This is a genomic window from Streptomyces sp. NPDC094448 (assembly GCF_044763775.1).
Taxonomy (GTDB): domain Bacteria; phylum Actinomycetota; class Actinomycetes; order Streptomycetales; family Streptomycetaceae; genus Streptomyces.
In genome coordinates this window covers 292,489-313,966 of record NZ_JBIWGU010000003.1, presented here as the reverse complement: position 1 = coordinate 313,966, position 21,478 = coordinate 292,489, and the positions used below count along the sequence as shown (strand labels likewise).

The following is a 21,478-nucleotide window of genomic DNA, read 5'->3' as shown; positions in this document are numbered from 1 at the left end:
ACGAGAGCCGCACCGCGCTCGGCGTCCCTGAAGTATTCAATGGCGTCGCGGGAACCGCAGTGCTTGGATACCGCGGTGGTCATGAACGTGGGGGAACTGCTGGCAGCGTACGATCGCAGGCTGCGTAGCCCCGATTCGGCGCATCCGCGACTCGGCACCGTGGTCGAACGGATCGGACCGCTGACCCTCACGCACTACGGCACCCACTGCATCGTCGATCACCCCGCCCTGGACGCCTCGATCTCGACCGCGCAGCTTGCTTCGCAAGTGCAGCAGTGCGCGGCTGCGCGTGTGGAACCTGTGGAGTGGCGCGTGTTCGCCCACGACACAGAAGCGTCACGGCTGACCGCCTCGCTGGAAACGGCGGGTTTCACCACAGGATGGGAGCGCAGTGTCCTGGTCGGCGAAGTCGCGGAGCTCGACTTCCCCCAGCCGCAGCCGGAGTGGGGAATTGAATCGGTCCGGTGGAACGACGCGCAGGCGCAGCAGGCGCTCGACCTCTCCGCCGGCTCCGGGCCGCACCGAGTCCCGCTGTCGGTCTGGCACGCGATGGGCTCGATCCCGTACTGGGAGGTGGATGTCCGCGTGCTGACTCACCGCGGAAGGGTTGCCGCGGCGTGCTGGCTGGAGACCGTTCAGGGCACCGGGTTCGCTGTTGTCGGGGGCCTGACCGCTTCGCGTGCCGAACTGCTCGCCAAGCCGCCGTTGCGGCGGTTCCAGCCGCCGGCGAAGGGGTTCCTGGTCGCCGAGGCCGACGGGCAGCTGCGCAGCGCCCTTGTGGCCGTTGGGTTTCGGGACGTCACGATGGTCCGGTCCCACCGCTGGACCCCGCCGGGCGAGCCCGCTGCGGCCCCGCCCGCGAGGCATTCTCTCCACGACGCCGAGTCCGGACGGATAGCGCGTCGCGGCGAGGCTCGTATCGGCTTCGACTACGCCGGCGGGAGCGGACGGTATACCGCGCCGGCCGACTCGCGCCGTTGGTTCTACGGCATGCTTGACCGCAGCGCTCCGGCGATCTCAGCCGCCGAAGGCGTCATCGAGCGTGGCCTGCGTGCCTGCGTCCGGCCCGGTGAATGGGTCTACGAGTGCCGTCCATATCTCAACGGCTGGGAGTTCGATCCGCACCGGGTCGGCGGCCCGGGGCAGCCGCCCTGGCCGGGCAGCGCCATCGCCGACGACGAGTTTCAGTTCCTCGTCACCGCGGACGCCCGCCTGGGCACGTTCGCCCACTACGCCGAAGGGGCCCTCATCGTCTTCGGAGACGACCTCGTCGAGCAGGTCGCCAATGACTTGGACCGACTGCTCGGCGACGGCGTCTGGACCTTCGGTTGAGCAATCGGATGACGCCCCGTTACCGGTCTCTCGCGAATGTCCTGACCGAGCCGCATTCCGTACCGTGAACCGGTGGAGCGTATCTCCGCACCGACCCCGGTCGCCCTCATTGTGCCGACCCCGGCTGTGCGTACCTCATGTGCCTGCATGGCGACCGGCCTCGGCTCGCCGCCGGATTTGAGGTGGAGCACCTGGAGGGCGGTGATCTCGATCGAGCGGGGTGGGTGGTGGAGCTTGAACCTCCAGGGGTGCGTGGAGGTAGCGGGTCTCTCGCCGACACAATCGGGCCTTATCAGGGCCTGTTGTGGAAGTGCTGATCGCGCAGCCCAACTGGGCAATCGTCCGGGGCCGATGGGACATAATTGGCGCTGGGAGCGAGTGGCTGCGGAGGAGTGCCGTTGAGCAAGACAGTGCCGGTGATCTCTGGTGACGCGATGTTCTGGGCCTACGACGTGGCACTCGGCGTTCTCTTCATTGAAGCGGCGAGGGTCTGTGGAGAGACGCCGGCGGATCTGCGGCCCTCTTGGTGGGCGGACCTGCAGCAGGATCTCCGCACGCACGCGTTGGTGGGCAGCAGTTTCGCCGTCCTGTTCGACGACTATGGCGCCGAACAGCAGCAGGCACTCCTGAACTGCGCCCTGGAGGCGGCTCGCCGGATCGAGGCCCGCGGGGGCGTGGCGCGAGACGAAGTCTCGACATGGCCTGAGTTGGAGGAGAGCGCCACCAGCTTCCTGCGCGGTGCAGAGCACATCGATCCCGCTCCGCTTGTCGAGTTGGCGGAGGCGCTGGCTGATCTTGCGGCCGGCACCCTCCCTGCTGCCCCGGCTGAGCGGCACTGGTACTTCGGGACTCCGGAGGGTCGGCTCCTTCAAGGCGGTTAGGCGTGGCTGCGACTGTGCTGGTCACAGCCATTCGTGGATGGCAGCGACCAGCACGGCCACCCGAAAGGGGAAGGACCACCTGGCCACGGGCCCAGGGACTCAGCAGTCCAGCAAGTGGTCGGCGTCAGTCCTGAAAAACCTGGGGTGAGCTGCCCGGGCATGCGACTCGTTGTAAGGTGAGAAAACTGCCCTTGACCTGCATAGATGCAGGCAGGGAGCCTAGTCCGGGAGTATCTCGATGCTGCGTACCATGTTCAAATCCAAGATCCACCGAGCCACCGTGACCCACGCCGATCTGCACTACGTCGGCTCCGTCACCATCGACGCGGACCTCATGGAGGCCGCCGACCTGCTGCCAGGTGAGCTGGTGCACATCGTCGACATCACCAACGGGGCGCGGCTGGAGACCTATGTCATCGAGGGCCGGCGCGGCTCCGGGACGATCGGGGTCAACGGTGCGGCCGCCCATCTGGTGCACCCCGGTGACCTCGTCATTCTCATCAGCTACGCCCAGGTGGACGATGCGGAAGCACGGGCGCTCGTACCCCGCGTCGTGCACGTCGGCGCCGGCAACCGCATCGTGGAGCTGGGTACCGACGCCGGGGCGCCCGTACCGGGAAGCCGGACCGAGCGCAGCCCCGGAGCCGTCGGCTGAGCATCCGTCCGGAGCACGGTCCGAAGGAGCGGTGACAGAGTACGGAGCCGGGGCACGAGCCGTGGGAGTACGACCTGCGCGACGACCGCGAGCGGGGGCTGCTGGAGGCGTATCCGCCCGAGGGCGCACCCGTCGCGGGCCGGATCGCCTACTTCGTCCTCGACGGGCCCGCCGGACCCGCCGCCCTGGTCGCCGTGCACACGGTCGTCGAACCGGAGCACGGCGGCCGGGGGCCGGCCGGGGCGCTGGTCCGGGAGTTCTGCACGATCTCGGAGCGTGAGGGCGTAGCGGTCGTACCGCTGTGCCCGTACGCCGCCCGATGGGCCGGACGGCATCCGCAGGAGGCGCCCCCGGCCCCCGCTCCGCTGATCGCCGCGGCCGAGGCCGAACTGCGGAACGACCCCGACCGCTGGTGAGCCGACCGGCTGCCCACCGGATCCCCCCGGAGACTCCCTAGGGTGGCGGTCATGCTGGCACTCCTGCACACCTCGCCCGTTCACCCGCCGGTCTTCGACGCCCTGCGCGACCGCGACCACCCGGGCGTCGAACTGCGCCACCTGGTCCACGAGGATCTGCTGGAGCGAGCCGTCGCCGAGGGGCCCGACGCGGTGGCCGGGGACATGGCCGAGGTGGTCGAGCGGGCCGTCGCGGACGGGGCGCGGGCGGTGCTGTGCACCTGCTCCACGATCGGGGCCGCCGCCGAGGCGGGAGCGGCCCGGCACGGGGTGCCGGTCCTGCGGGTGGACCGGCCGATGGCCGCCGAGGCCGCCGCCCGCGGCCGGGTCGTGGTGCTCGCCGCCCTGGAGAGCACCCTGGCGCCCACGGAGGCGCTGATCCGGGAGGAGGCCGCGGGCCGCCCCCTGGAGCTGCGGAGCGTCCTGGTCCCCGGTGCCTGGGAGCTGTTCCTGGCCGGGAACACGGACGGTTATCTCGATGCCGTCGCCCGAGCGGCGGATGCCGTGACGGACGCCGGGGTGATCGCCCTGGCCCAGGTGTCCATGGCCCCGGCGGCCCTGCGGACGTCCACCGCCGTGCCCGTGCTCTCCAGCCCCCGCCCGGGGCTGCGTGCCGCGGTGGCGGCCTGCGCCGGGCCCGGCGGGCGCCCCGGCCGGTCCGGCGGGAGAGTGGAAACGCAGCACCCCGGAACCGGGAGGACCAGATGACCCAGCCCCCTGTACCCCCGTCGCCGATTCCCCAGCCCGGCACGCCGGGGCCCGACCCGGGCCCGCTGCCCGGCCCCGTACCGACGCCGCAGCCGCCGCCGGTCCCGCCGGATCCGGTGACCCCGCCCGGACCCGACCCGGACCCGGGCCCCCAGCCGGAGCCGCGCCCCGTGCCGGGCCCGGCCTGAGGCGCGGCGCGAGGCGGCGCCGGCCGTCGCGCGTTCAGCCCGCCGACACCTCCGAGCGGTCCCCGCCCCACAGCGTGTGGAACGTGCCGGGGCGGTCGGTGCGCCGGTAGGTGTGCGCGCCGAAGAAGTCCCGCTGCCCCTGGGTGAGGGCCGCCGGGAGCCGTTCGGCCCGCAGCGCGTCGTAGTACGCCAGGGACGCCGAGAACCCCGGTGTCGGTACGCCCTCCCGGGCCGCCGTCGCCACCACCTCCCGCCAGTCGTCCTGCGCCGCGCCGATCTCCGCCGCGAACTGCCGGTCCGACAGCAGGCTCGGCAGTCCGGGCCGGGTGTCGTACGCCTCCCGGATCCGGTCCAGGAAGTCCGCCCGGATGATGCAGCCCGCCCGCCAGATCGCGGCCACCGACCCGAGGTCGACGTTCCAGCCGTACTCCTCGCTGCCCGCCGCGATCTGGTGGAACCCCTGGGTGTACGAGACGATCTTCGACGCGTACAGGGCCTGCTCCACCCGGGCCGCGAACCGGGCCGCCTCCGCCTCACCGAGCGGGCGCGGCACGGGACCCGGCAGCCCGCGGGAGGCCTCGCGCAGCGCCGTATGGCCCGAGACGGACCGGGCGAACACGGCCTCGGCGATACCGGAGACCGGCACTCCGAGGTCCAGCGCGATCTGGACGGTCCAGCGCCCGGTGCCCTTCTGCTCGGCCCGGTCGGCCACGATGTCCACGAACGGCCGCCCGGTCGCCGCGTCCGTATGCGCCAGCACCTCCGCGGTGATGCCGATCAGATAGGAGCCCAGTCGGCCGCGGTTCCACTGCCGGAAGGTCTCCGCGATCCGGGCGGGGGAGTAGCCCGCGACCGACCGGAGCAGGTCGTACGCCTCGGCGATGAGCTGCATATCCGCGTACTCGATACCGTTGTGCACCATTTTGACGAAGTGTCCGGCGCCGTCGGGGCCGATATGCGCCACGGTCGGCGCGCCGTCGGGGGCCCTCGCCGCGATCCGCTCCAGCAGCGGAGCGAGCGAGGCGTACGACTCCACCGAGCCGCCCGGCATGATGCTGGGGCCGTGCAGGGCGCCCTCCTCGCCGCCCGAGATGCCCGTGCCGACGAAGTGGATACCGCGCTTCCGCAGCTCCCGCTCCCTGCGGCGGGTGTCGGCGAAGTGCGCGTTGCCGCCGTCGATGACGACATCGCCCTCCTCCAGCAGCGGTGCGAACTCCTGGATCACGGCGTCCGTGGCCTCCCCCGCCTTGACCATGATCACCAGCCGTCGGGGCCGTTCCAGCGCGGCGACGAACTCCTCGGGGGACTCCGCCGGGACGAAGGTGCCCTCGGCGCCGAACTCCTCGACCAGCGCCCGGGTCTTCGCCGCCGTCCGGTTGTGCACGGCGACCGTGAAGCCGTTGCGGGCGAAATTGCGGGCGAGATTGCGGCCCATCACCGCAAGGCCCGTGACGCCGATCTGGGCGGTACCGCTCATCAGTGAACTCCTGGATCCGTTGGTACGTGCTTCCGGTGCGCGCCTCGGTATGTGCCGAAGATCACCCGGCGCGTATTCCGCGGTGGTATCCGGTCGGTTTCGGCCGGCCGGCCGTACTGCGGCGGGCCCTGCCGATTACCCGTCATCAATTCCGGGAACGAGGCCAAAATTTCCCGCCCGGCCCGGATTTTCGCCCCGATGGCACGCCTGGAACGCAAGATTCCGGAGGTGGCGTCCGCCCCCTCTGCCGTTGTGCGCGGTACCTGAGCCCTTGTCACGGCCGGAGTCCAGCGCCTAGGTTGCCGCTTGGTACGTGACCGTTCCGTGATCTACCGTTCGTGATCGTCGTTCAGTTCTGCCTGCAACCAGGGGGAGTCACTCCATGGCCGCAACCGGTCGCCACCGCCGCCAACAGCCGAGCCGCATCAACCGCGCATCGCTGACGGTCACCGCGAGCGGTGCCGGAATGGCCCTGCCGCTGATCGCCGCCGGAACCGGGCAGGCGGCCACGGTGGACGTCTGGGAGAAGGTCGCCGCCTGCGAGTCGACCAACAACTGGCGGATCAACACCAACAACGGCTACTTCGGCGGACTGCAGTTCAGCCAGTCCACCTGGGAGGCGTTCGGCGGCCGCGACTACGCGCCCCGCGCCGACCTCGCCAGCAAGGAGCAGCAGATCGCGGTAGCCGAGCGGGTGCTGGACGCCCAGGGCCCCGGCGCCTGGCCGACCTGTGCCCAGCAGGCCGGGCTCACCCGCGGCGGCGACGCGCCCGATGTATCGCCGGAGCGCGGCGGCGGTGACCGGAAGGTCGCGGCGGCACAGGGCGGGCGGGCCGCCGCCGAGTCCGTACGGAAGGCCGCGACGCCCCAGCGGACCGCCCCGAAGCAGCAGCAGGCCACCCCGACGACGGTCCCCACCCAGCGCGAGGGTTACACGGTGGCCCGTGGTGACTCCCTGTCCAGGATCGCGGACACCAAGAACGTGCAGGGCGGCTGGCCCAAGCTGTACGAGCAGAACCGCGCCACCGTCGGTTCCGACCCCGACCTGATCATGCCCGGCCAGCGGCTCGTCATCCGGATGGCTGCCCCCGCCAAGCAGGCGCCCGCGAAGGAGCGGACCGCCGCCCCGCGCAAGGCCCCCGCCCAGACGAGCCCCCCGCAGACCCGCAAGCAGGCCCCCGCGAAGCCCGCCGCCGAGCCGCGGGCCAAGGACACGCAGGCGGAGCGGCCCGCCGCCAAGCCGGCCAAGGCCCAGCAGCCGCAGCGTACCCAGCAGCAGACCCGGAAGCAGGCGGCGCCCGTTCGGGCCGGGCTGAGCGCCCCCGTCGACGCCTCCGTCGGTACGGCCTACCGCAAGTCCGGCTCCTCCTGGTCGAGCGGCTATCACACGGGCATCGACTTCCCTGTCGCCACCGGGACCTCCGTGAAGTCCGTCGCCAACGGGCTGGTCATCTCGGCGGGCTGGGCCGGCGCCTACGGCTACCAGGTCGTCGTCCGGCACCACGACGGCCGCTACAGCCAGTACGCCCATCTCTCGGCGCTCACCGTGCGCTCCGGCCAGCAGGTGGCGAGCGGCCAGCGCATCGGCCGCTCCGGCTCCACCGGCAACAGCTCAGGGCCGCATCTGCACTTCGAGGTCCGTACCGGGCCGGGGTACGGCACCGATATCGACCCCGTGGCCTACCTCAGGTCCGGCGGCGTCTCGCTCTGACAGGGACGCCCCCGCGGCGCCCGCCCGCTGCTCCGGCGGAGCAGCGGGCGCAGCCTTCCCCGCACGGTGGGCACGACGGCGGTCCGCCGGCGAGCCGTGCGCCGTACGGCGGGTCCGGTGGCAGGCGGTGCGAAACCTGTGCCGCCCGGCGCCGCCCGCCGCGGCCGGGCCGTAGGCCCCGTGGCCGTCCGCGCCGGGCCGCCCCCCGGTCGCACCGCGGACCCGTCCGTCCGTCCCACCGCTCTCCCCGGCGGTCCCGGTGTCGGTGTCGGTGCCGGTGTCGTGGGGAGCGTCCGGGCCTTCCGGGCCGACGGGCCTCCCGGCCCCGGACTCCGCGCGGCGGCGGGACTCCGCCAGCCGCTCCGACGTCAGCAGCACCAGTCCGGTGGCCGCCACCGCCCCGAATCCGAGCGCCAGCACCGTACCGAAGACACCGCCGCGGAAGCTCTCGCCGAACATCGTCAGCCCCACCGCCGTCGCCACCACCGGATTGACCACGGTGACAGTGGCCAGCGGGGCCGCCAGACCCGCGCCCCGGTACGAAGCCTGCGACAGCAGCAGCCCGCCGGTGGCGAGCACGGCCACCGCGATCAGGCTCGACCACTGGGCGAACGGAGCCGACCACTCCCAGTCCATCGCCACGGTCTTGGTGAACACCGATCCGATGCCGAAAGCCACTCCCGCCGCGGTGGCCAGCAGCACACTCCGCAGGGCCGGCCGGCTGATCGTCTGCGCCACCAGGAACACCATGGCGATCGTCCCGAACGTCACCGCCGCCAGCACCCCCCGCTGCCCCGTGCCCAGGGACGAGGACGCGGTGTTCCCGGCGTCGCCGCTCAGCGCCAGCAGACCCGCCAGCCCCACCGTCGCCACCAGCGCCCCGCGCCAGGCGGCCGCTCCGGCCCGGCGGCGGACGAAGATCGCGGCCATCGGCAGCGCGAACACGATCGTCAGCGCACCGAGCGGCTGCACCACGCTCAGCGGCCCGTAGGCCAGGGCTATGACATGCAGCAGGGCGCCGATCCCGTTCAGTGCGACGGCACCCCACCACACGGCGTGCTGGAGCGGCGCGTACGTACCGGCAGGGGTGGTCGCCGCGACGCGCTCCTGAACAATCGCCCCGGCCGCGTAGGCGACCGCGGAGACCAGGGACAGCAGCACGGCGAACAGAAGGGGACTCATAGAGATCACGATGCCTCTGATCCGACGCCCCGTCGTCGTCCTGGAGCACTCAATTGCTCGTACTACCGACGGAGTACGAGCGTAGGCCGAAAGTCTGAGAAATGCCGTTTACGCAGGTCAACGAGGTAGCCCCTGGGTGGAGACCGGACGGCGGGAACCTCCCCTTCCGACGGCAGGACCGGGCGGAGCACATACGGTGGGCACACGAGCGCATACGGAAGGGCGGGGCGGAATGAGCGGGGGAGCGGGCCGGACGGCCGAGGTGGGCACCATCGGGGGGTTCTTCGCCCTGCGTACGGGCACACCGCGGACCGGCCCCGCGGACGGCCCGGCGACCACGCTCGCCGCCGTCTACGGGGGCGACGACGGCCCCCTGGACCGGCGGATCGACCGTGTCGCCGCCCGGCTCGGCATCGAGGAGCGCCGCGTCGCCGCCTCCATCGCCCACCTCGGCCTCGCCGCCCGGCTCTGGTCCGTCGCCCTCGGCCATGCCGCCCTGCACGGCACACTGCCCGCCCTGCACCCCGCCGATCTGTGCTGGAGCCCCGACCACTCGTCCCCCGACGATCTCCTGCTGACCGATCCGCACGCCCTGCCCGCCTCCGTCGACACGATCCGGCGGACCGTGCAGGACGGCCATCTCGTGCCGCTCGCCGCGGCGCTCCGGCGCACCACCCGGATCTCCCCGGGGCTGCTCCGCGGCAACGCGGGCTCCGCGCTCGCCGGTGCCGTCCGCGAGATCGACACCTGGGCCGCCCGCACCGGCCGCCCCGAAGCCGCCGCCCGCGCCCGTGACCTCGCCGGGGGACTCTTCGCCCGGCCCGGCCTCGCCGGGACCGTCCACGGCCCGCAGATGCGCCGCCGGAGCTGCTGCCTCTACTACCGGGCGGGCGGCGGTCTCTGCGGTGACTGCGTCTTCGATACGCCGCCCGCACCCGCCCGGCCCACGGGACCCGGCTGAACCGGCCCTTCCGGCGGCCCCCGGGTCCGCCCGCGGGACACCCCGCGCCCACCGCGAAACACCAAATGGCGTGCTCCGCGGAGCACGCCGCATCCGCCCGCAGCCGCGCACCACCCCACCGGTCCGGAGACCGACCCCGGCCCCGGCCCGGGAGGATCTCATTTGGCCCCTCCCCGTCCGCTCAGTACAGTTGCGCTTTTGGAACCCCCGGGCGTGATCCGTCGGCACCCGCCCGAGCGCCCCGCGATCAAGGAATGGCACAGCTCATGACGGTGACAGAGGACAGCCCCGCGGTGACCGGACCCGGGATCGACCCGGAGCGGCTGGCCATCTGCCTGAGCGTGCTCGACGAACTGGACGAGCTGGACGTCGACCACCCCGACGCCATCACCGTCCGCCGGGCCACCGCCGGTATCTACCGGACGGTCAAGCAGCGCAGGCGCCAGGAGCGCCGGGCCGCCAAGACCGCCCACGACAAGACCGTCACCGAGGCGACCGCCACCGGCTCCGCCGACCGGATCGACGACGAGACCGAGGGCCTGCTGCCGTCCTCCTCCGCGCAGGGACAGCTGGCGGGCATACTCAAGCGCCCGCGGTCCTGCTACGTCTGCAAGAGCCGCTATGTCGAGGTGGACGCGTTCTACCACCAGCTCTGCCCGTCCTGCGCGACGGAGAACCGGGCCCGCCGCGACGCCCGCACCGATCTGACCGGCAAGCGCGCGCTCCTCACCGGCGGCCGCGCCAAGATCGGTATGTACATCGCGCTGCGCCTGCTCCGCGACGGCGCCCGCACCACGATCACCACCCGGTTCCCGAACGACGCCGTCCGCCGCTTCAAGGCCATGCCCGACAGCGACGAGTGGATCCACCGGCTGAAGATCGTCGGCATTGACCTCCGGGACCCGGCCCAGGTCGTCGCGCTCGCCGAATCGGTGGCCGCCGAGGGGCCGCTGGACATCCTGATCAACAACGCGGCGCAGACCGTCCGCCGCTCGCCCGCCGCCTACCGGGAGCTGGTGGCCGCCGAATCCGCCCCGCTGCCCGCGGGCGCCCTGCCCGCCGCCGAGATCATCGGCGCCTTCGGCAGCGGTGCCGTGGACGCGGTCGCCGCCCTGCCGAGGGCCGGCGGCGAGGGTCTGACCGCCGACGATGTCACCGGGCTTGCCCTGGTGTCGGGCTCGGCGACCCCGGCCCGGATCGAAGCCGGTACGGCGATCGACGCCGGTGGTCTCGTCCCCGACCTCGACGCCAGCAACAGCTGGATCCAGACGGTTTCCGAGGTCGGCCCGGTGGAACTCCTGGAGGTGCAGCTCTGCAACTCCACCGCTCCGTTCATCCTGATCAGCAAGTTGCGCCCGGCGATGGCCGCGTCGGCCGCCCGCCGGACGTACGTTGTCAACGTCTCCGCGATGGAAGGCGTGTTCAACCGCGGCTACAAGGGCGCCGGGCACCCCCACACCAATATGGCGAAGGCGGCGCTCAACATGCTCACCCGCACCAGCGCGGAGGAGATGTTCGTCAGCGACCGGATCCTGATGACCGCCGTCGACACCGGCTGGATCACCGACGAGCGCCCGCACCCGGACAAGATGCGGCTGGCCGAGGAGGGTTTCCACGCCCCGCTCGACCTGGTCGACGGCGCGGCCCGGGTCTACGACCCGATTGTGCGCGGCGAGGCGGGCGAGGATCTGTACGGCTGCTTCCTCAAGGACTACGCGCCCGGCAAGTGGTAGCAGACGCGGCGGCGGCGGACCCGCCGCGGTGAAGGACGGGCCCGGGGGCAGTGCCCCCGGGCCCGTGCCGTCCCGTCGCCCGGACAGCGCCGGTTTCCGGCGGCTCCCCGCGCCCCGCGCGCAGTAACCGGGAACCCGGCCCCCCGTCACTCCAACAGCAGACGGCACCCGAGCCCCCTCTCGTCACGGAGACCGGACCGCCTTCACCGCTTCCCGCCACGGTCCACGGCCGCCCGCCCCGGTCTGCGACGGCCGGAATACATCAGTTTTTCCGGCCCCATCGAGCATGAGCCCGCTCATGTGGTTACTCTGATGGGCACGGACGCCACCAAGAGGATCCACAAAAAGCCTTCCGGCCGTCCTGGGACACGTCTGCAACCAGGCTGCGGTCCCGCCCGAAAGCCGGCGCCACCGCGACCGAATCGCCTGTCCCTGTTACGCGACGCAGAGGAGTTCGCGGTGACACCTGAAGTCAAGCAGCACGAGACGCGCCCCCCGGAACGCACCCGTGAGCGGGCCGCCCGCCAGGAGAAGCTCGGCAGTCTGGACGTGTGGGCCCGGTCGGCCCCGATCCGGCTCGCGGGGTACGAGGACGACCTCGCCGAACCCCATATCCTGCCCGGTATCGACTGACCGGACCGGTCCGACGACGCCCGTGCCCCCGCCGTCCGGCGGGGGCACGGGCACTCCGCGGACCTGGCGGAACCTCAGCCGTCCAGGCGCGTCGGCGGCCAGAACTCCCGCGGCAGGTCCCGGTGCCACCGGGCCCCGGTCTCCCGCCGCTCCCGCCGGCCGGTGAACCGGTAGCGCATGATCCGGGCCCGCACATACGTCGGCGGGGCACCGTCGAAGGGGTCGGACCGCAGCAGCCTCAGGGTGTCCCGGTCGGCCGTCAGCAGACGCTCCATCAGCGGCCCGAACCAGGGGCGGGCGTAGGCGGGGGAGAGCGCGGCGAACCACATCATCCAGTCCAGCCGCAGATGGTACGGGGCGAACTGCCGCGGCACCCGGCGCGGATCGGTGGGCTTGCCCCGGAACTCGTACTCCCGCCATACCGTTTCCGGCCCGAGGACCGGTGCGTCCGTGCCCTCGACCACCACCTCCCGGCGCACCCGGCCCACTGTCCCGAACGCCCCGTACGCGTTCACCAGGTGCAGCGGATCCCAGCCGGTGTTCATGCGCTGGCGGCGGGAGAGCAGATTCCGTACCGGAAACCAACTGCGCCAGAGGACCAGTGCCGTGACCGCGGTGACGAGGACCGCGAACCACGGCGGCGTCCCCGGCGCCGCGGACGCGGTGGACGCAGCGGACGGGAGGAGCGAGAAGTCCACGGCGGAGAGCGCGAGGGCGATCGTCAGCCAGTTGAGCCAGGCGAAGTTCCCGGAGAGCACCAGCCACAGCTGGGTGGCGACGATCAGCCCCGCCGCCACCGTCGCCACCGGCTGCGGGGCGAACAGCCCGAACGGCACCACGAGCTGGACGATATGGTTCGCGGCGGTCTCCACCCGGTGCAGCGGGCGCGGCAGCAGATGGAAGAGCCGGCTCAGCGGTCCCGGCATCGGCTGGGTCTCGTGGTGGTAGTACAGACACGTCAGATCACGCCAGCAGGGGTCCCCGCGCATTTTGATCAGCCCGGCGCCGAACTCCACCCGGAACAGCACCCAGCGCAGCAGGAACAGCACCAGCACCGGCGGCGCGGTCCGCTCGTTGCCGAGGAAGACCGCGAGGAAACCCGTCTCCAGCAGCAGCGACTCCCAGCCGAAGCCGTACCAGACCTGTCCGACGTTGACGACGGACAGATACAGCACCCACAGCACCGCCCACCATGCCATCGCCGCCGCCAGGGGCACGGTGTCCGCCGCACCCGCGACCAGCGCGGCCGACAGCACCACCCCGGCCCAGGAGCAGCAGGCGAACAGCCGGTCCGAATAGCGGAGCTGGAACAGGCTCGGCGCCTGACGGAACGGCACCCGCCGGACGTACGCGGGCACCGGCAGCATGCCCTTCTCGCCGATCAGCGCCCGGAACTGGAGCGCGGCGGTCAGAAAGGCGATCAGATAGACGGCGGCCAGGGCACGCTGGAAGACCAGCCTGCTGAGCCAGTAGCCACCGTCACCGAACCACTCCATCCCGTCCAGTATCCGGCCGCCCTGCCCGGCCCGGCACCTCCGGCTCGCCGGACTCCCGGGCGATGCGCCGTACGGCCCGGCCCAGACGGCGGACGTACGCCCGCTGGACCGGCGGCACCAGCGGACCGGCGAGCCGGGTGAACCAGAGCGCCGGACGGCTGAACGCCCGGACGGTGAACCACACCGAACCGTCCTCCCGCAGCTCCACGACGAAGCACTCCTCGCCGCACTCCGGGTGCCCCGGCAGCGTTCCGTAACCGAACCCGGTCCGCTCCGGGCCGGACTCCGCCCAGACGACCGCGCAACGCCCCGTCACCCGCAGCGGCCCCGCCCCGAGGGATACCTCGACCTGCGCACCGGGTTCGGCGCGCGGACCCGTCGCCCGGAGCCGGGCACCGGACGCCCGGTGCATCCGCCAGTCCAGTACGGCCGCGCCGGCGGCCTCGTACACCGCCCGGCCCCGCCCGATCCGGGCCCTGTGGTGCAGATGGTGATAGCCGCCGGGCAGCGGGCCCCCGCGAGTGGCCCCGGTCTCCCGGTAGGTCACGCTGCTCCGAACGGGGACGAGCCCGGCGGACGGGGTGCCCGTCCCCTCCCGTGGTGTCCGGAAGCCGCGCAGGGACCACCGTCTGACCAGCATTGCCATCAACCGTCCCGCCGCCGGGGCCGGATCGTTTCCCGTCCCTCTCCCGGCCGAGCCTAGGCGCCCTGTTGAACGCGTTCAAGTCGCGCTGGGGGCGTTGATCCGGAAGAAAGGGTTCACAGGCCCGGGGACCGTGTCCCCGGCGCCGGCCACAGGAGCGGACCCCGGGGAACGGGCGGGGGAGGAGAGGCGGAAGCGGAAGATGTCCAAACGTTCCGAACGCCGGCGCCGGGCCGGGCGCCGCCGGTGGCCCGCCGCGGTCGCCCTGCCCGCCGCCGTCTGCCTCGGCGCCCTCGCCTCCGGCTGCGGGGGCGGCTCCGGGCCCGAACCGGACCGGGACGAGGAGGTCTACCTCCAGCCCGCGACGGAGCCCGGCCCCGATCCGTACACGGCGACCAGCGCCCGGGCCCTGGCCACCCCCGTACCCGAACCGGTGGTGCCCGGCACCGGCGGCGGCGGTGCGCCGGAGCGCGGCCACACCCTGCGGACCATGTCGGGCGCCACCCCGGGCCTGTACGGCGGAACGCAGTCCGTCGGCAGCTGCGACGTCGAACGGCAGATCACCCTGCTCCGCTCCGACCGGGCCAAGGCCCGCTCCTTCGCCGACGACGCCCGGATCTCCGGGAAGGCCCTGCCGTCGTTCCTGCGCGGTCTCACCCCGGTCGTACTGCGCGCCGACACCCGGGTCACCTTCCACGGCTACCAGGCGGGCGGCGGCGCGGTGGCCGCCCGGCAGGCGGTGCTCCAGGCGGGTACGGCCGTCCTGGTCGACGACCGCGGCGCCCCTCGGGTCCGCTGCGCCTCGGGCACCCCGCTTTCGGACCCGGTCGCCGTCAAGGGCGGGGTGATCCAGAAGGGCGTCGCCTGGAACGGCTACCGCACGGACCGGGTGGTGGTCGTCAAACGTGCCAACCGACCGCTGGAGAGCCTGGTGATCGTGGACGTCGCCGAGGACAGCTGGATCGACCGGAGAACCGGCACGGACGGCGAGCAGGACCGGCGCCCCGAGGTGCTGCCGCCGGTCAGCCCCGACGATATCTACGCCTATCCGGCGGTCTCCGCCGAGGAACCCCGTACCGAAGCCGGATCCCCCGACGGGCCCGCCGGGTCCGGCACCCGGGACTCCGGCACTCCGGAGAGCGGCAGCCAGGACGGCCCCGACGCCGAAGCGGAGCAGCCGGACGCCGAACTGGACCCGCTCGACGGCACCGAACCGGACGGCGGCGACCTCCTCGTCGAGGAGGAGCCGCTCCCCGGAGCGGATGACTTCCTCGACGCCTACGGCGGGGACGACGGATATGCGGAGTCGGCCGGATTCCCGGGGTGACCGGCCCGGCCGTACCCACGGTCGAATCAGCCGAATCGACAAACGGTCGAATAATCCGACAAATGATGGCAGAGTGGCTCCATGGTTGATCGGGCAGCGGGGGCGCCCGCACTTCCCGACGACTGGCCGGCCGCCCCGGAGACGAGTCTGGCCCTGAACCGTATGGGCAGCTTCGACTGGGATCTGGCCAGCGGACTGATGCATCTGGACGGGCACGCGCATCTGGTGCTCGACCTGCCGGTCGAGGAGTACGACGGGCGGCGGGCCAGCCTGCTGGCGCTGATGCCCTCCGACGAGGCCGCGCGTCTGGACGCCGGGGTCGCCCAGGCCCTGAAGAGCGGGCGTGAACACTACGGCGTCTACTTCCGGATCCGCCGCCGGGACGGCACCCTGCGCTGGACCCACTCCCAGGGCCGGGTGCGCCGGGACCCCGAGGGCCGCCCGGTACGGATCACCGGCATCGTCCGGGACGCCACGGCCGAACTCGCCGACTCCACCGCCCGGATCGCCGCCGACGCCGAGCGCCGCTGGCAGACCGGTGTCGCCGAAGCCGTCACCGCGGCACTGGCCCACGCCCGGACCGTCCAGGATGTGATCGACATCCTCAAGGACGTCCACGGACTGGAGCTGTTCGGCGCGAGAAGCCTGGTGATGGGGCTGCTGGAGCCCGGCGGCCGGATCCATCTGGTCGCCGAGGGGCCGCAGGAGGCCTTCGTCCCGGGCACCCGCTACACCCGAGTCGACGAGCAGTACCCGATGAGCGAGGTCATCCGTACCCTCGCACCCCGCTTCATCGAGGGCCGCGACGATTTCGCGGGGTCGTACCCCATCCTCTGGCCGCATATCGAACCCCTCGGCGTGGAGGCCGCCGCCTATCTTCCGCTGATCGCCCAGGGCCGTCCGATCGGGGCCTTCGGACTGCTCTACGCCGACCGCACCGGCTTCAACGCCGGGGAACGCAATCTCCTGGTCGCCATCGGCAGCACCATCGCGCAGAGCGTGCAGCGGGCGGTGCTCTACGACCAGGAGCACGATCTGGCGGAAGGCCTCCAGCAGGCGATGCTGCCGCGCCGTATCCCCGAAGTGCCGGGGGCCCGGATCGCCGTGCGCTACCGTTCCGCCCGGATCGGACGGGACATCGGCGGCGACTGGTACGACGTCATCACCCTGCCCGGCGGCCGGGTCGGCGCCGTCATCGGGGACGTCCAGGGCCATGACACCGACGCCGCGGCCGTCATGGGCCAGCTCCGTATCGTGCTCAGGGCGTACGCGGCCGAGGGCCACGCCCCCGCGACGGTGATGGCCCGCGCCTCCGGCTTCCTCCACGAACTGGACACCGACCGCTTCGCGACCTGCCTGTACGCCGAGGCCGACCTGTCCACCGGGGTGGTCCAGGTGGTCCGGGCCGGCCATGTCGATCCGCTGCTGAGGGACACCGACGGCAGTTGCCGCAGGATCCCCGTGGACGGCGGGCTGCCGCTCGGACTCTCCGCCGAGTTCGGCCGGCTGGAGTATCCCGTCACCACCCTCGAACTCGACCCGGGCCAGACCCTGCTGCTCTACACCGACGGACTGGTGGAGCAGCCGGGCGCCGACCTCGACGACGGGATGCAACTGCTGACGGCACTGGTACGCAGCGGCCCCCGGGACCTCCAGCACCTCGCCGACCGGCTCTGCGAGGTCGTCGACGAACGCGGCGGGGAGGACGATGTCGCCCTGCTGCTGATGCGCCGCCGCGGCACCCTCACCCCGCGCTCCGGCGGGCGGCTCCACCAGCCCGTCGCCCAGAACGATCCCGCAGCCCTGCGCTCCGCCCGCCGGATGGTCCGCTCGGCGGTCGGCGCCTGGGGCGCCGGGGCGCGCGCCGACGAGATCGAACTCGTCGCCGACGAACTGACCACCAACGCGCTGATGCACACCGACGGCGGAGCCGAAGTGACCGTGCGGGTGCTCGCCGGCCCGCAGCGGAGGCTCCGCGTCGAGGTCGAGGACGGTTCCAGCGCGCTGCCCCGCCGCCGGGACGCGGGCGAGTCCGGAGTATCGGGCCGGGGACTGCTGCTGGTCGACCGGCTCGCGGACGCCTGGGGAGTGGAACCGCGCGGCAGCGGCAAATGCGTCTGGTGCGAGTTCGCCGTCCCGGAGCGCCCCGTACCGCCCGGCTGAACCGGCGGCCCGCGCCGGGCCGGATACCCGGCCGGACTCCCGAGGGACCTGCCGGATACGGCCGGGTGCTGACCGGACCGTCCGGAATCCGCCCCGTGCGAAGGACCGCCGGATCTTCCGGGTGCGGACCGGAACCGGCAGATCCGCCGGGCACGAAGGGGCGTCGCCCGCCCCGGACCGGGATCCGCTGGGCCGTCCGGCGGGACGGCGGGGCTCCCGCTCGGCTGATTCGGCCCGGCGGTGGCTTGTCGGCGCGGGGCGGTCCGGTCCCCAGGGGATAGGGTGACGCTCCGTAGAGCGGCCGTATGGGACCGTAACCGATCAAAGGTGATGGGGCCGGGATCGGGAGGCGCCATGAGCGGGCCCGTCCCCCCGGCACTCCGGCGTACCCCCGCCGACGACCGGGAAGTGCGAAATCCGGCACCGACCGCCGTCGGCGGTCACCGCACGGCACCCGACACACGCTCCCCGCAGCAAGTGGACACCGTGAGCCCGAGGACACCGTGAGCACCGAGCGACTCGCCCCACTCGACCTGGCGTTCTGGCATCTCGAATCGGCCGGGCACCCGATACACCTCGGGGCCCTCGCCGTCTTCGCCCCCGACCCGTCGGGTCCGCCCCCGACGGCGCACGCCCTGCTGTCGCTGCTGGCCACTCGCGCCGGGGCCGTCCGGAAGCTGCGGACCCGGGTACGGGACGTACTGCTGCCCGTCGGCGGCGCGGCCTGGACCCCGGACACCGACTTCGACGTCACCCGGCACGTCCACCGGATCCGGCTCCCCGGCGCCGCACCCGTGGAGACGGAGGCCGTCGCGCTCGCCGGAGGGCTGATGGAACGGCCCCTGGAGCGCGGCCGTCCACCGTGGGAGATGTACCTCCTCACCGCGGCGGACGGCGGCCCCTTCGCCGTCCTGGTCAAACTCCACCACGCGCTCGCGGACGGGATGCGCGCCGTGGCCATCGGCTCCGCGATCTTCGACGAGATCGCCGACCCCCGCGGGGTGCGCGCCCGCGCCCGGCAGCGGATCCGCGAAGCGGCCGCGCCCGCGCCCGCCCGCCCCTGGTTCAACGAACCCGGGCGGCTGGTCGGATTCGCCCGGGACCGGATCGACGGACTGGGCCGCGCCGTCGGCGTCGGGGCCTCCGTCGTCCTGGCCAGCCGCCTCGACCCGCGCGCCCTGCCGCCCTCCCTCGCCGCCGGGGCCGGGGGCACCCGGCGGCTCGGTACGGCGGTCCTCGACGCCGAGGACATCCGGCTCGCCCGCAAGGCGTCCGGCGGCACCACCAACGACGTCCTCCTCACGGTGGTCGCCGGGGGGCTGCGCCGCTGGCTGGCCGGGCGCGGCGAACCCCTGCCGGAGGACGGTCCGCGGGCCCTGGTACCCGTCTCCCGCCGCCGCCCCGGCGGTGCTCCGGGACCGGGCAACGACCTCTCGGCATACCTCCTCGACCTGCCCGTCGCCGAGCCCGACCCGCGCGCCAGGCTCGCCCGGGTCCGCGCCGCCATGGACCGCAACAAGAAGGCCGGTCCGCTGCGCGGCGCCGGGGCCCTCGCCGTACTCGCCGGCCAACTCCCCCCGATCGCCCACCGCTTCGGTGCCCCGCTGGCGGGCGGGGCGGCCCGGATACTCTTCGACCTGCTCGTCACCAGTGTGCCGCTGCCGCGGTCGGAGCTGTCCTTCGGCAACTGCCCCCTGCGGTCCCTGTACCCGATGGCGCCGCTGGCCCGGGGGCAGTCCCTGGCCGTGGCCCTCACCTCCTACGGAGGGCGGATCCACGTCGGGCTGGTGGCCGACGGGGAAGCGGTACCGGACGTGGACCTGCTGGCGCGGGCCACGGCCGACGAGCTGACGGAGCTGGCGGCCCTCGCCGGGCAGGACTGAGCCTGCGTACCGCAGCGGGGGTGCGGAGACCCGCCCGCCGCACCGCCCCCGGCCGGGGACGCCCACCCGCCCCGCCGCGCGCCGTCGACCTGCGGCCGCGCCGGGGCTTTGGCACTCTGGACCCATGCCCGAACTGCCCGAAGTCGAATCGCTGCGAGGCTTCCTCGACGAGAAGCTGACGGGTCTGCGCATCGCCCGGGTGCTGCCGCTGTCCATCAGCGTCCTGAAAACCTACGACCCGCCCCTGAGCGCCGTCGAAAACGCCGAGGTCACCGCCGTCGGACGGCACGGCAAGTGGCTCGACATCCACGCCGCGGGACTCCATCTCGTCTTCCATCTCGCCCGCGCGGGCTGGCTGCGCTGGTACGACGAACTGCCCGCGACGCCCCCGCGCCCCGGGAAAGGACCGCTCGCCCTGCGGACCGTCCTCACTTCCGGCGCCGGATTCGACCTCACCGAGGCGGGCACCACCAAACGCCTCGCCGTCCATCTGGTCCGGAACCCCGCGGAGGTTCCCGCCATCGCCCGGCTCGGCCCCGACCCGCTCGCCGAAGGCTTCGACCGGGACGCCTTCGCCGCCGTTATCGCGGGCGAGAAACGACAGCTCAAAGGGGCCCTGCGGGACCAGAGCCTGATCGCGGGCATCGGCAACGCCTACAGCGACGAGATCCTGCACGCTGCCCGGATGTCCCCCTTCAAACAGGTCCGGCAGCTCGACGAGGCCGAGACCACCCGGCTCTACGAGGCGCTGCGCACCACCCTCGGCGACGCCGTCGAACGGGCGCGGGGCGTCGCCGCGGCCGGTCTCAAGGCCGAGAAGAAAAGCGGACTGCGGGTCCACGGACGGACCGGGGAACCCTGCCCGGTGTGCGGGGACACCATCCGGGAGGTGTCCTTCAGCGATTCGTCGCTCCAGTACTGCCCGACCTGCCAGACCGGCGGAAAGCCGCTCGCCGACCGGCGGCTGTCCCGCCTGCTCAAATAGCCGGGACGGCCGCGAGCCCATCCCCGTGGGGTACGTCGCCCGGCCATGGCCCGAACTCCGGGGACGGGTCCCGGGCCGTGTCGCCACCATGGCGCCGCCCGCCCGCGGGACAGCCCTTAGACTCCGCAGCATGCTGCGTGCCCTCGCCGTCGACGACGAACGCCCCGCGCTGGAGGAACTCCTCTATCTGCTCCGCTCCGACCACCGGATCACCAGCGCCGAGGGCGCCACCGACGCCGCCGGTGCGCTCCGCCGGATCACCGCGGCCCTGGACCCCGGCGCCGACGGCGAGGGCGGCGGACTGGACGTCGTCTTCCTCGATATCCATATGGCCGGGCTCACCGGACTCGACGTGGCCAGGGTCCTGGCCCGCTTCGCCCGGCCGCCGCTGATCGTCTTCGTCACCGCGCACGAGGGCTTCGCGGTCCGGGCGTTCGATCTGAAGGCCGTCGACTATGTGCTCAAGCCGGTACGCCGGGAGCGGCTGGCCGAGGCCGTGCGCCGGGTCTGCGACCAGGTCCGCGCCGCTCGCGACAGCCGCCCGCCGGAGGGCGCCCCGGGCAGCGCGCCCTACCCGGCGGCCCCCGCCGGATCCGGCCCGGTACAGAGCAGCGCCGCGCAGATCCCGGTCGAACTCGGCGGTGTCACCCGTTTCATCCCCATCGACTCCATCGCCTACGTCGAAGCCCAGGGCGACTACGCCCGGCTGCACACCGCCGACGGGAGCCATCTCGTCCGCGTCCCGCTCTCCGCGCTGGAGGAGCGGTGGGCCGTCCACGGCTTCGTACGGATCCACCGCAGCCATCTCGTCGCACTGGCCCGGATCGACGAACTGCGCCTCGACGCCGGAGCGACCACCGTCCGGGTCGGTACGGCCGAGCTGGCCGTCAGCCGGCGCCACGCCCGCCAACTCCGCGATCTGCTGATGCGGCACGCGGGCGGCTGACGTACCGCCGCCCCCGCGTCCGGCCCCGCCGCCGTACCGCCCGGTACCCGGTCGGCTCCGCGCACGGGGGCAGTCGGCCCGCGGGCCGTTCGGCCGGTCCCGGTGACCGTTCGTCGCCG

At 73.1% G+C, this 21,478-nt stretch carries 18 protein-coding genes; 14 read left to right on the top strand and 4 right to left on the bottom strand.

Annotated elements, in window-relative coordinates:
- The first annotated feature begins 81 nt into the window (after positions 1-81).
- From ACIQ9E_RS07545 to ACIQ9E_RS07525, 5 genes are all read left to right on the top strand, one after another.
- Positions 82-1,332 (top strand): DUF2716 domain-containing protein, encoded by a 1,251-nt coding sequence (locus ACIQ9E_RS07545; protein WP_403703460.1) that lies wholly within the window; start codon positions 82-84, stop codon positions 1,330-1,332.
- Between the two features lie 398 nt (positions 1,333-1,730).
- Entirely contained in the window at positions 1,731-2,213 is a 483-nt protein-coding gene (locus ACIQ9E_RS07540) for a hypothetical protein (protein ID WP_403703457.1), read from the top strand.
- A 238-nt stretch (positions 2,214-2,451) separates the two neighbouring features.
- Positions 2,452-2,868 (top strand): aspartate 1-decarboxylase, encoded by a 417-nt coding sequence (panD, locus tag ACIQ9E_RS07535; RefSeq protein ID WP_403703454.1) that lies wholly within the window; start codon positions 2,452-2,454, stop codon positions 2,866-2,868.
- 74 nt (positions 2,869-2,942) lie between these two features.
- Positions 2,943-3,284 carry a GNAT family N-acetyltransferase gene (locus ACIQ9E_RS07530; RefSeq protein WP_403704040.1) on the top strand — a complete coding sequence of 114 codons (342 nt, stop codon included), beginning with the start codon at positions 2,943-2,945 and terminating at the stop codon, positions 3,282-3,284.
- Positions 3,285-3,335: 51 nt separating this feature from the next.
- Complete coding sequence (locus tag ACIQ9E_RS07525; protein ID WP_403703451.1) at positions 3,336-4,031, top strand: arylsulfatase; 696 nt, start codon at positions 3,336-3,338, stop codon at positions 4,029-4,031.
- Positions 4,032-4,253: 222 nt separating this feature from the next.
- Here the strand turns inward: ACIQ9E_RS07525 and gndA are convergent, their stop codons facing one another.
- On the bottom strand, positions 4,254-5,696 hold the full coding sequence (gene gndA, locus ACIQ9E_RS07520; RefSeq protein WP_403703448.1) for an NADP-dependent phosphogluconate dehydrogenase: 1,443 nt from the start codon (positions 5,694-5,696) through the stop codon (positions 4,254-4,256).
- A gap of 382 nt (positions 5,697-6,078) precedes the next feature.
- Between gndA and ACIQ9E_RS07515 the strand changes: the two genes are divergently transcribed.
- Positions 6,079-7,407, top strand: a complete 1,329-nt coding sequence (locus ACIQ9E_RS07515) for a transglycosylase family protein (protein ID WP_403703445.1) — start codon at positions 6,079-6,081, stop codon at positions 7,405-7,407.
- On the opposite strand, the gene ACIQ9E_RS07510 is transcribed toward ACIQ9E_RS07515, so the two are convergent.
- Positions 7,309-8,589 (bottom strand): DMT family transporter, encoded by a 1,281-nt coding sequence (locus ACIQ9E_RS07510; protein ID WP_403703442.1) that lies wholly within the window; start codon positions 8,587-8,589, stop codon positions 7,309-7,311. The two genes, ACIQ9E_RS07515 and ACIQ9E_RS07510, sit on opposite strands and share 99 nt — an antisense overlap.
- Positions 8,590-8,821: 232 nt before the next feature.
- Between ACIQ9E_RS07510 and ACIQ9E_RS07505 the strand changes: the two genes are divergently transcribed.
- From ACIQ9E_RS07505 to ACIQ9E_RS07495, 3 genes are all read left to right on the top strand, one after another.
- Positions 8,822-9,550, top strand: a complete 729-nt coding sequence (locus ACIQ9E_RS07505) for a (2Fe-2S)-binding protein (RefSeq protein WP_403703439.1) — start codon at positions 8,822-8,824, stop codon at positions 9,548-9,550.
- A 266-nt stretch (positions 9,551-9,816) separates the two neighbouring features.
- Positions 9,817-11,283, top strand: a complete 1,467-nt coding sequence (locus ACIQ9E_RS07500) for an SDR family NAD(P)-dependent oxidoreductase (protein WP_403703437.1) — start codon at positions 9,817-9,819, stop codon at positions 11,281-11,283.
- A 459-nt stretch (positions 11,284-11,742) separates the two neighbouring features.
- Complete coding sequence (locus ACIQ9E_RS07495; protein ID WP_403703434.1) at positions 11,743-11,916, top strand: hypothetical protein; 174 nt, start codon at positions 11,743-11,745, stop codon at positions 11,914-11,916.
- A gap of 74 nt (positions 11,917-11,990) precedes the next feature.
- On the opposite strand, the gene ACIQ9E_RS07490 is transcribed toward ACIQ9E_RS07495, so the two are convergent.
- Together ACIQ9E_RS07490 and ACIQ9E_RS07485 are read right to left on the bottom strand one after the other, a co-directional pair.
- Entirely contained in the window at positions 11,991-13,412 is a 1,422-nt protein-coding gene (locus ACIQ9E_RS07490) for a lipase maturation factor family protein (RefSeq protein ID WP_403703431.1), read from the bottom strand.
- On the bottom strand, positions 13,396-14,052 hold the full coding sequence (locus tag ACIQ9E_RS07485) for a DUF1990 family protein (RefSeq protein WP_403703428.1): 657 nt from the start codon (positions 14,050-14,052) through the stop codon (positions 13,396-13,398). The genes ACIQ9E_RS07490 and ACIQ9E_RS07485 overlap by 17 nt, the downstream gene beginning before the upstream one ends.
- Positions 14,053-14,257: 205 nt before the next feature.
- On the opposite strand from ACIQ9E_RS07485, the gene ACIQ9E_RS07480 reads away from it, so the two are divergent.
- From ACIQ9E_RS07480 to ACIQ9E_RS07460, 5 genes are all read left to right on the top strand, one after another.
- Positions 14,258-15,382 (top strand): DUF6777 domain-containing protein, encoded by a 1,125-nt coding sequence (locus ACIQ9E_RS07480; RefSeq protein ID WP_403703425.1) that lies wholly within the window; start codon positions 14,258-14,260, stop codon positions 15,380-15,382.
- A gap of 81 nt (positions 15,383-15,463) precedes the next feature.
- On the top strand, positions 15,464-17,545 hold the full coding sequence (locus tag ACIQ9E_RS07475) for a SpoIIE family protein phosphatase (RefSeq protein WP_403703422.1): 2,082 nt from the start codon (positions 15,464-15,466) through the stop codon (positions 17,543-17,545).
- Between the two features lie 503 nt (positions 17,546-18,048).
- Positions 18,049-19,428, top strand: coding sequence for a wax ester/triacylglycerol synthase family O-acyltransferase (locus ACIQ9E_RS07470; protein ID WP_403703419.1), 1,380 nt, complete (start codon positions 18,049-18,051; stop codon positions 19,426-19,428).
- Between the two features lie 124 nt (positions 19,429-19,552).
- Positions 19,553-20,413 carry an Fpg/Nei family DNA glycosylase gene (locus ACIQ9E_RS07465; protein ID WP_403703416.1) on the top strand — a complete coding sequence of 287 codons (861 nt, stop codon included), beginning with the start codon at positions 19,553-19,555 and terminating at the stop codon, positions 20,411-20,413.
- 130 nt (positions 20,414-20,543) lie between these two features.
- Positions 20,544-21,359 carry a LytR/AlgR family response regulator transcription factor gene (locus ACIQ9E_RS07460; protein ID WP_403703413.1) on the top strand — a complete coding sequence of 272 codons (816 nt, stop codon included), beginning with the start codon at positions 20,544-20,546 and terminating at the stop codon, positions 21,357-21,359.
- The last annotated feature ends 119 nt before the right edge of the window (positions 21,360-21,478 follow it).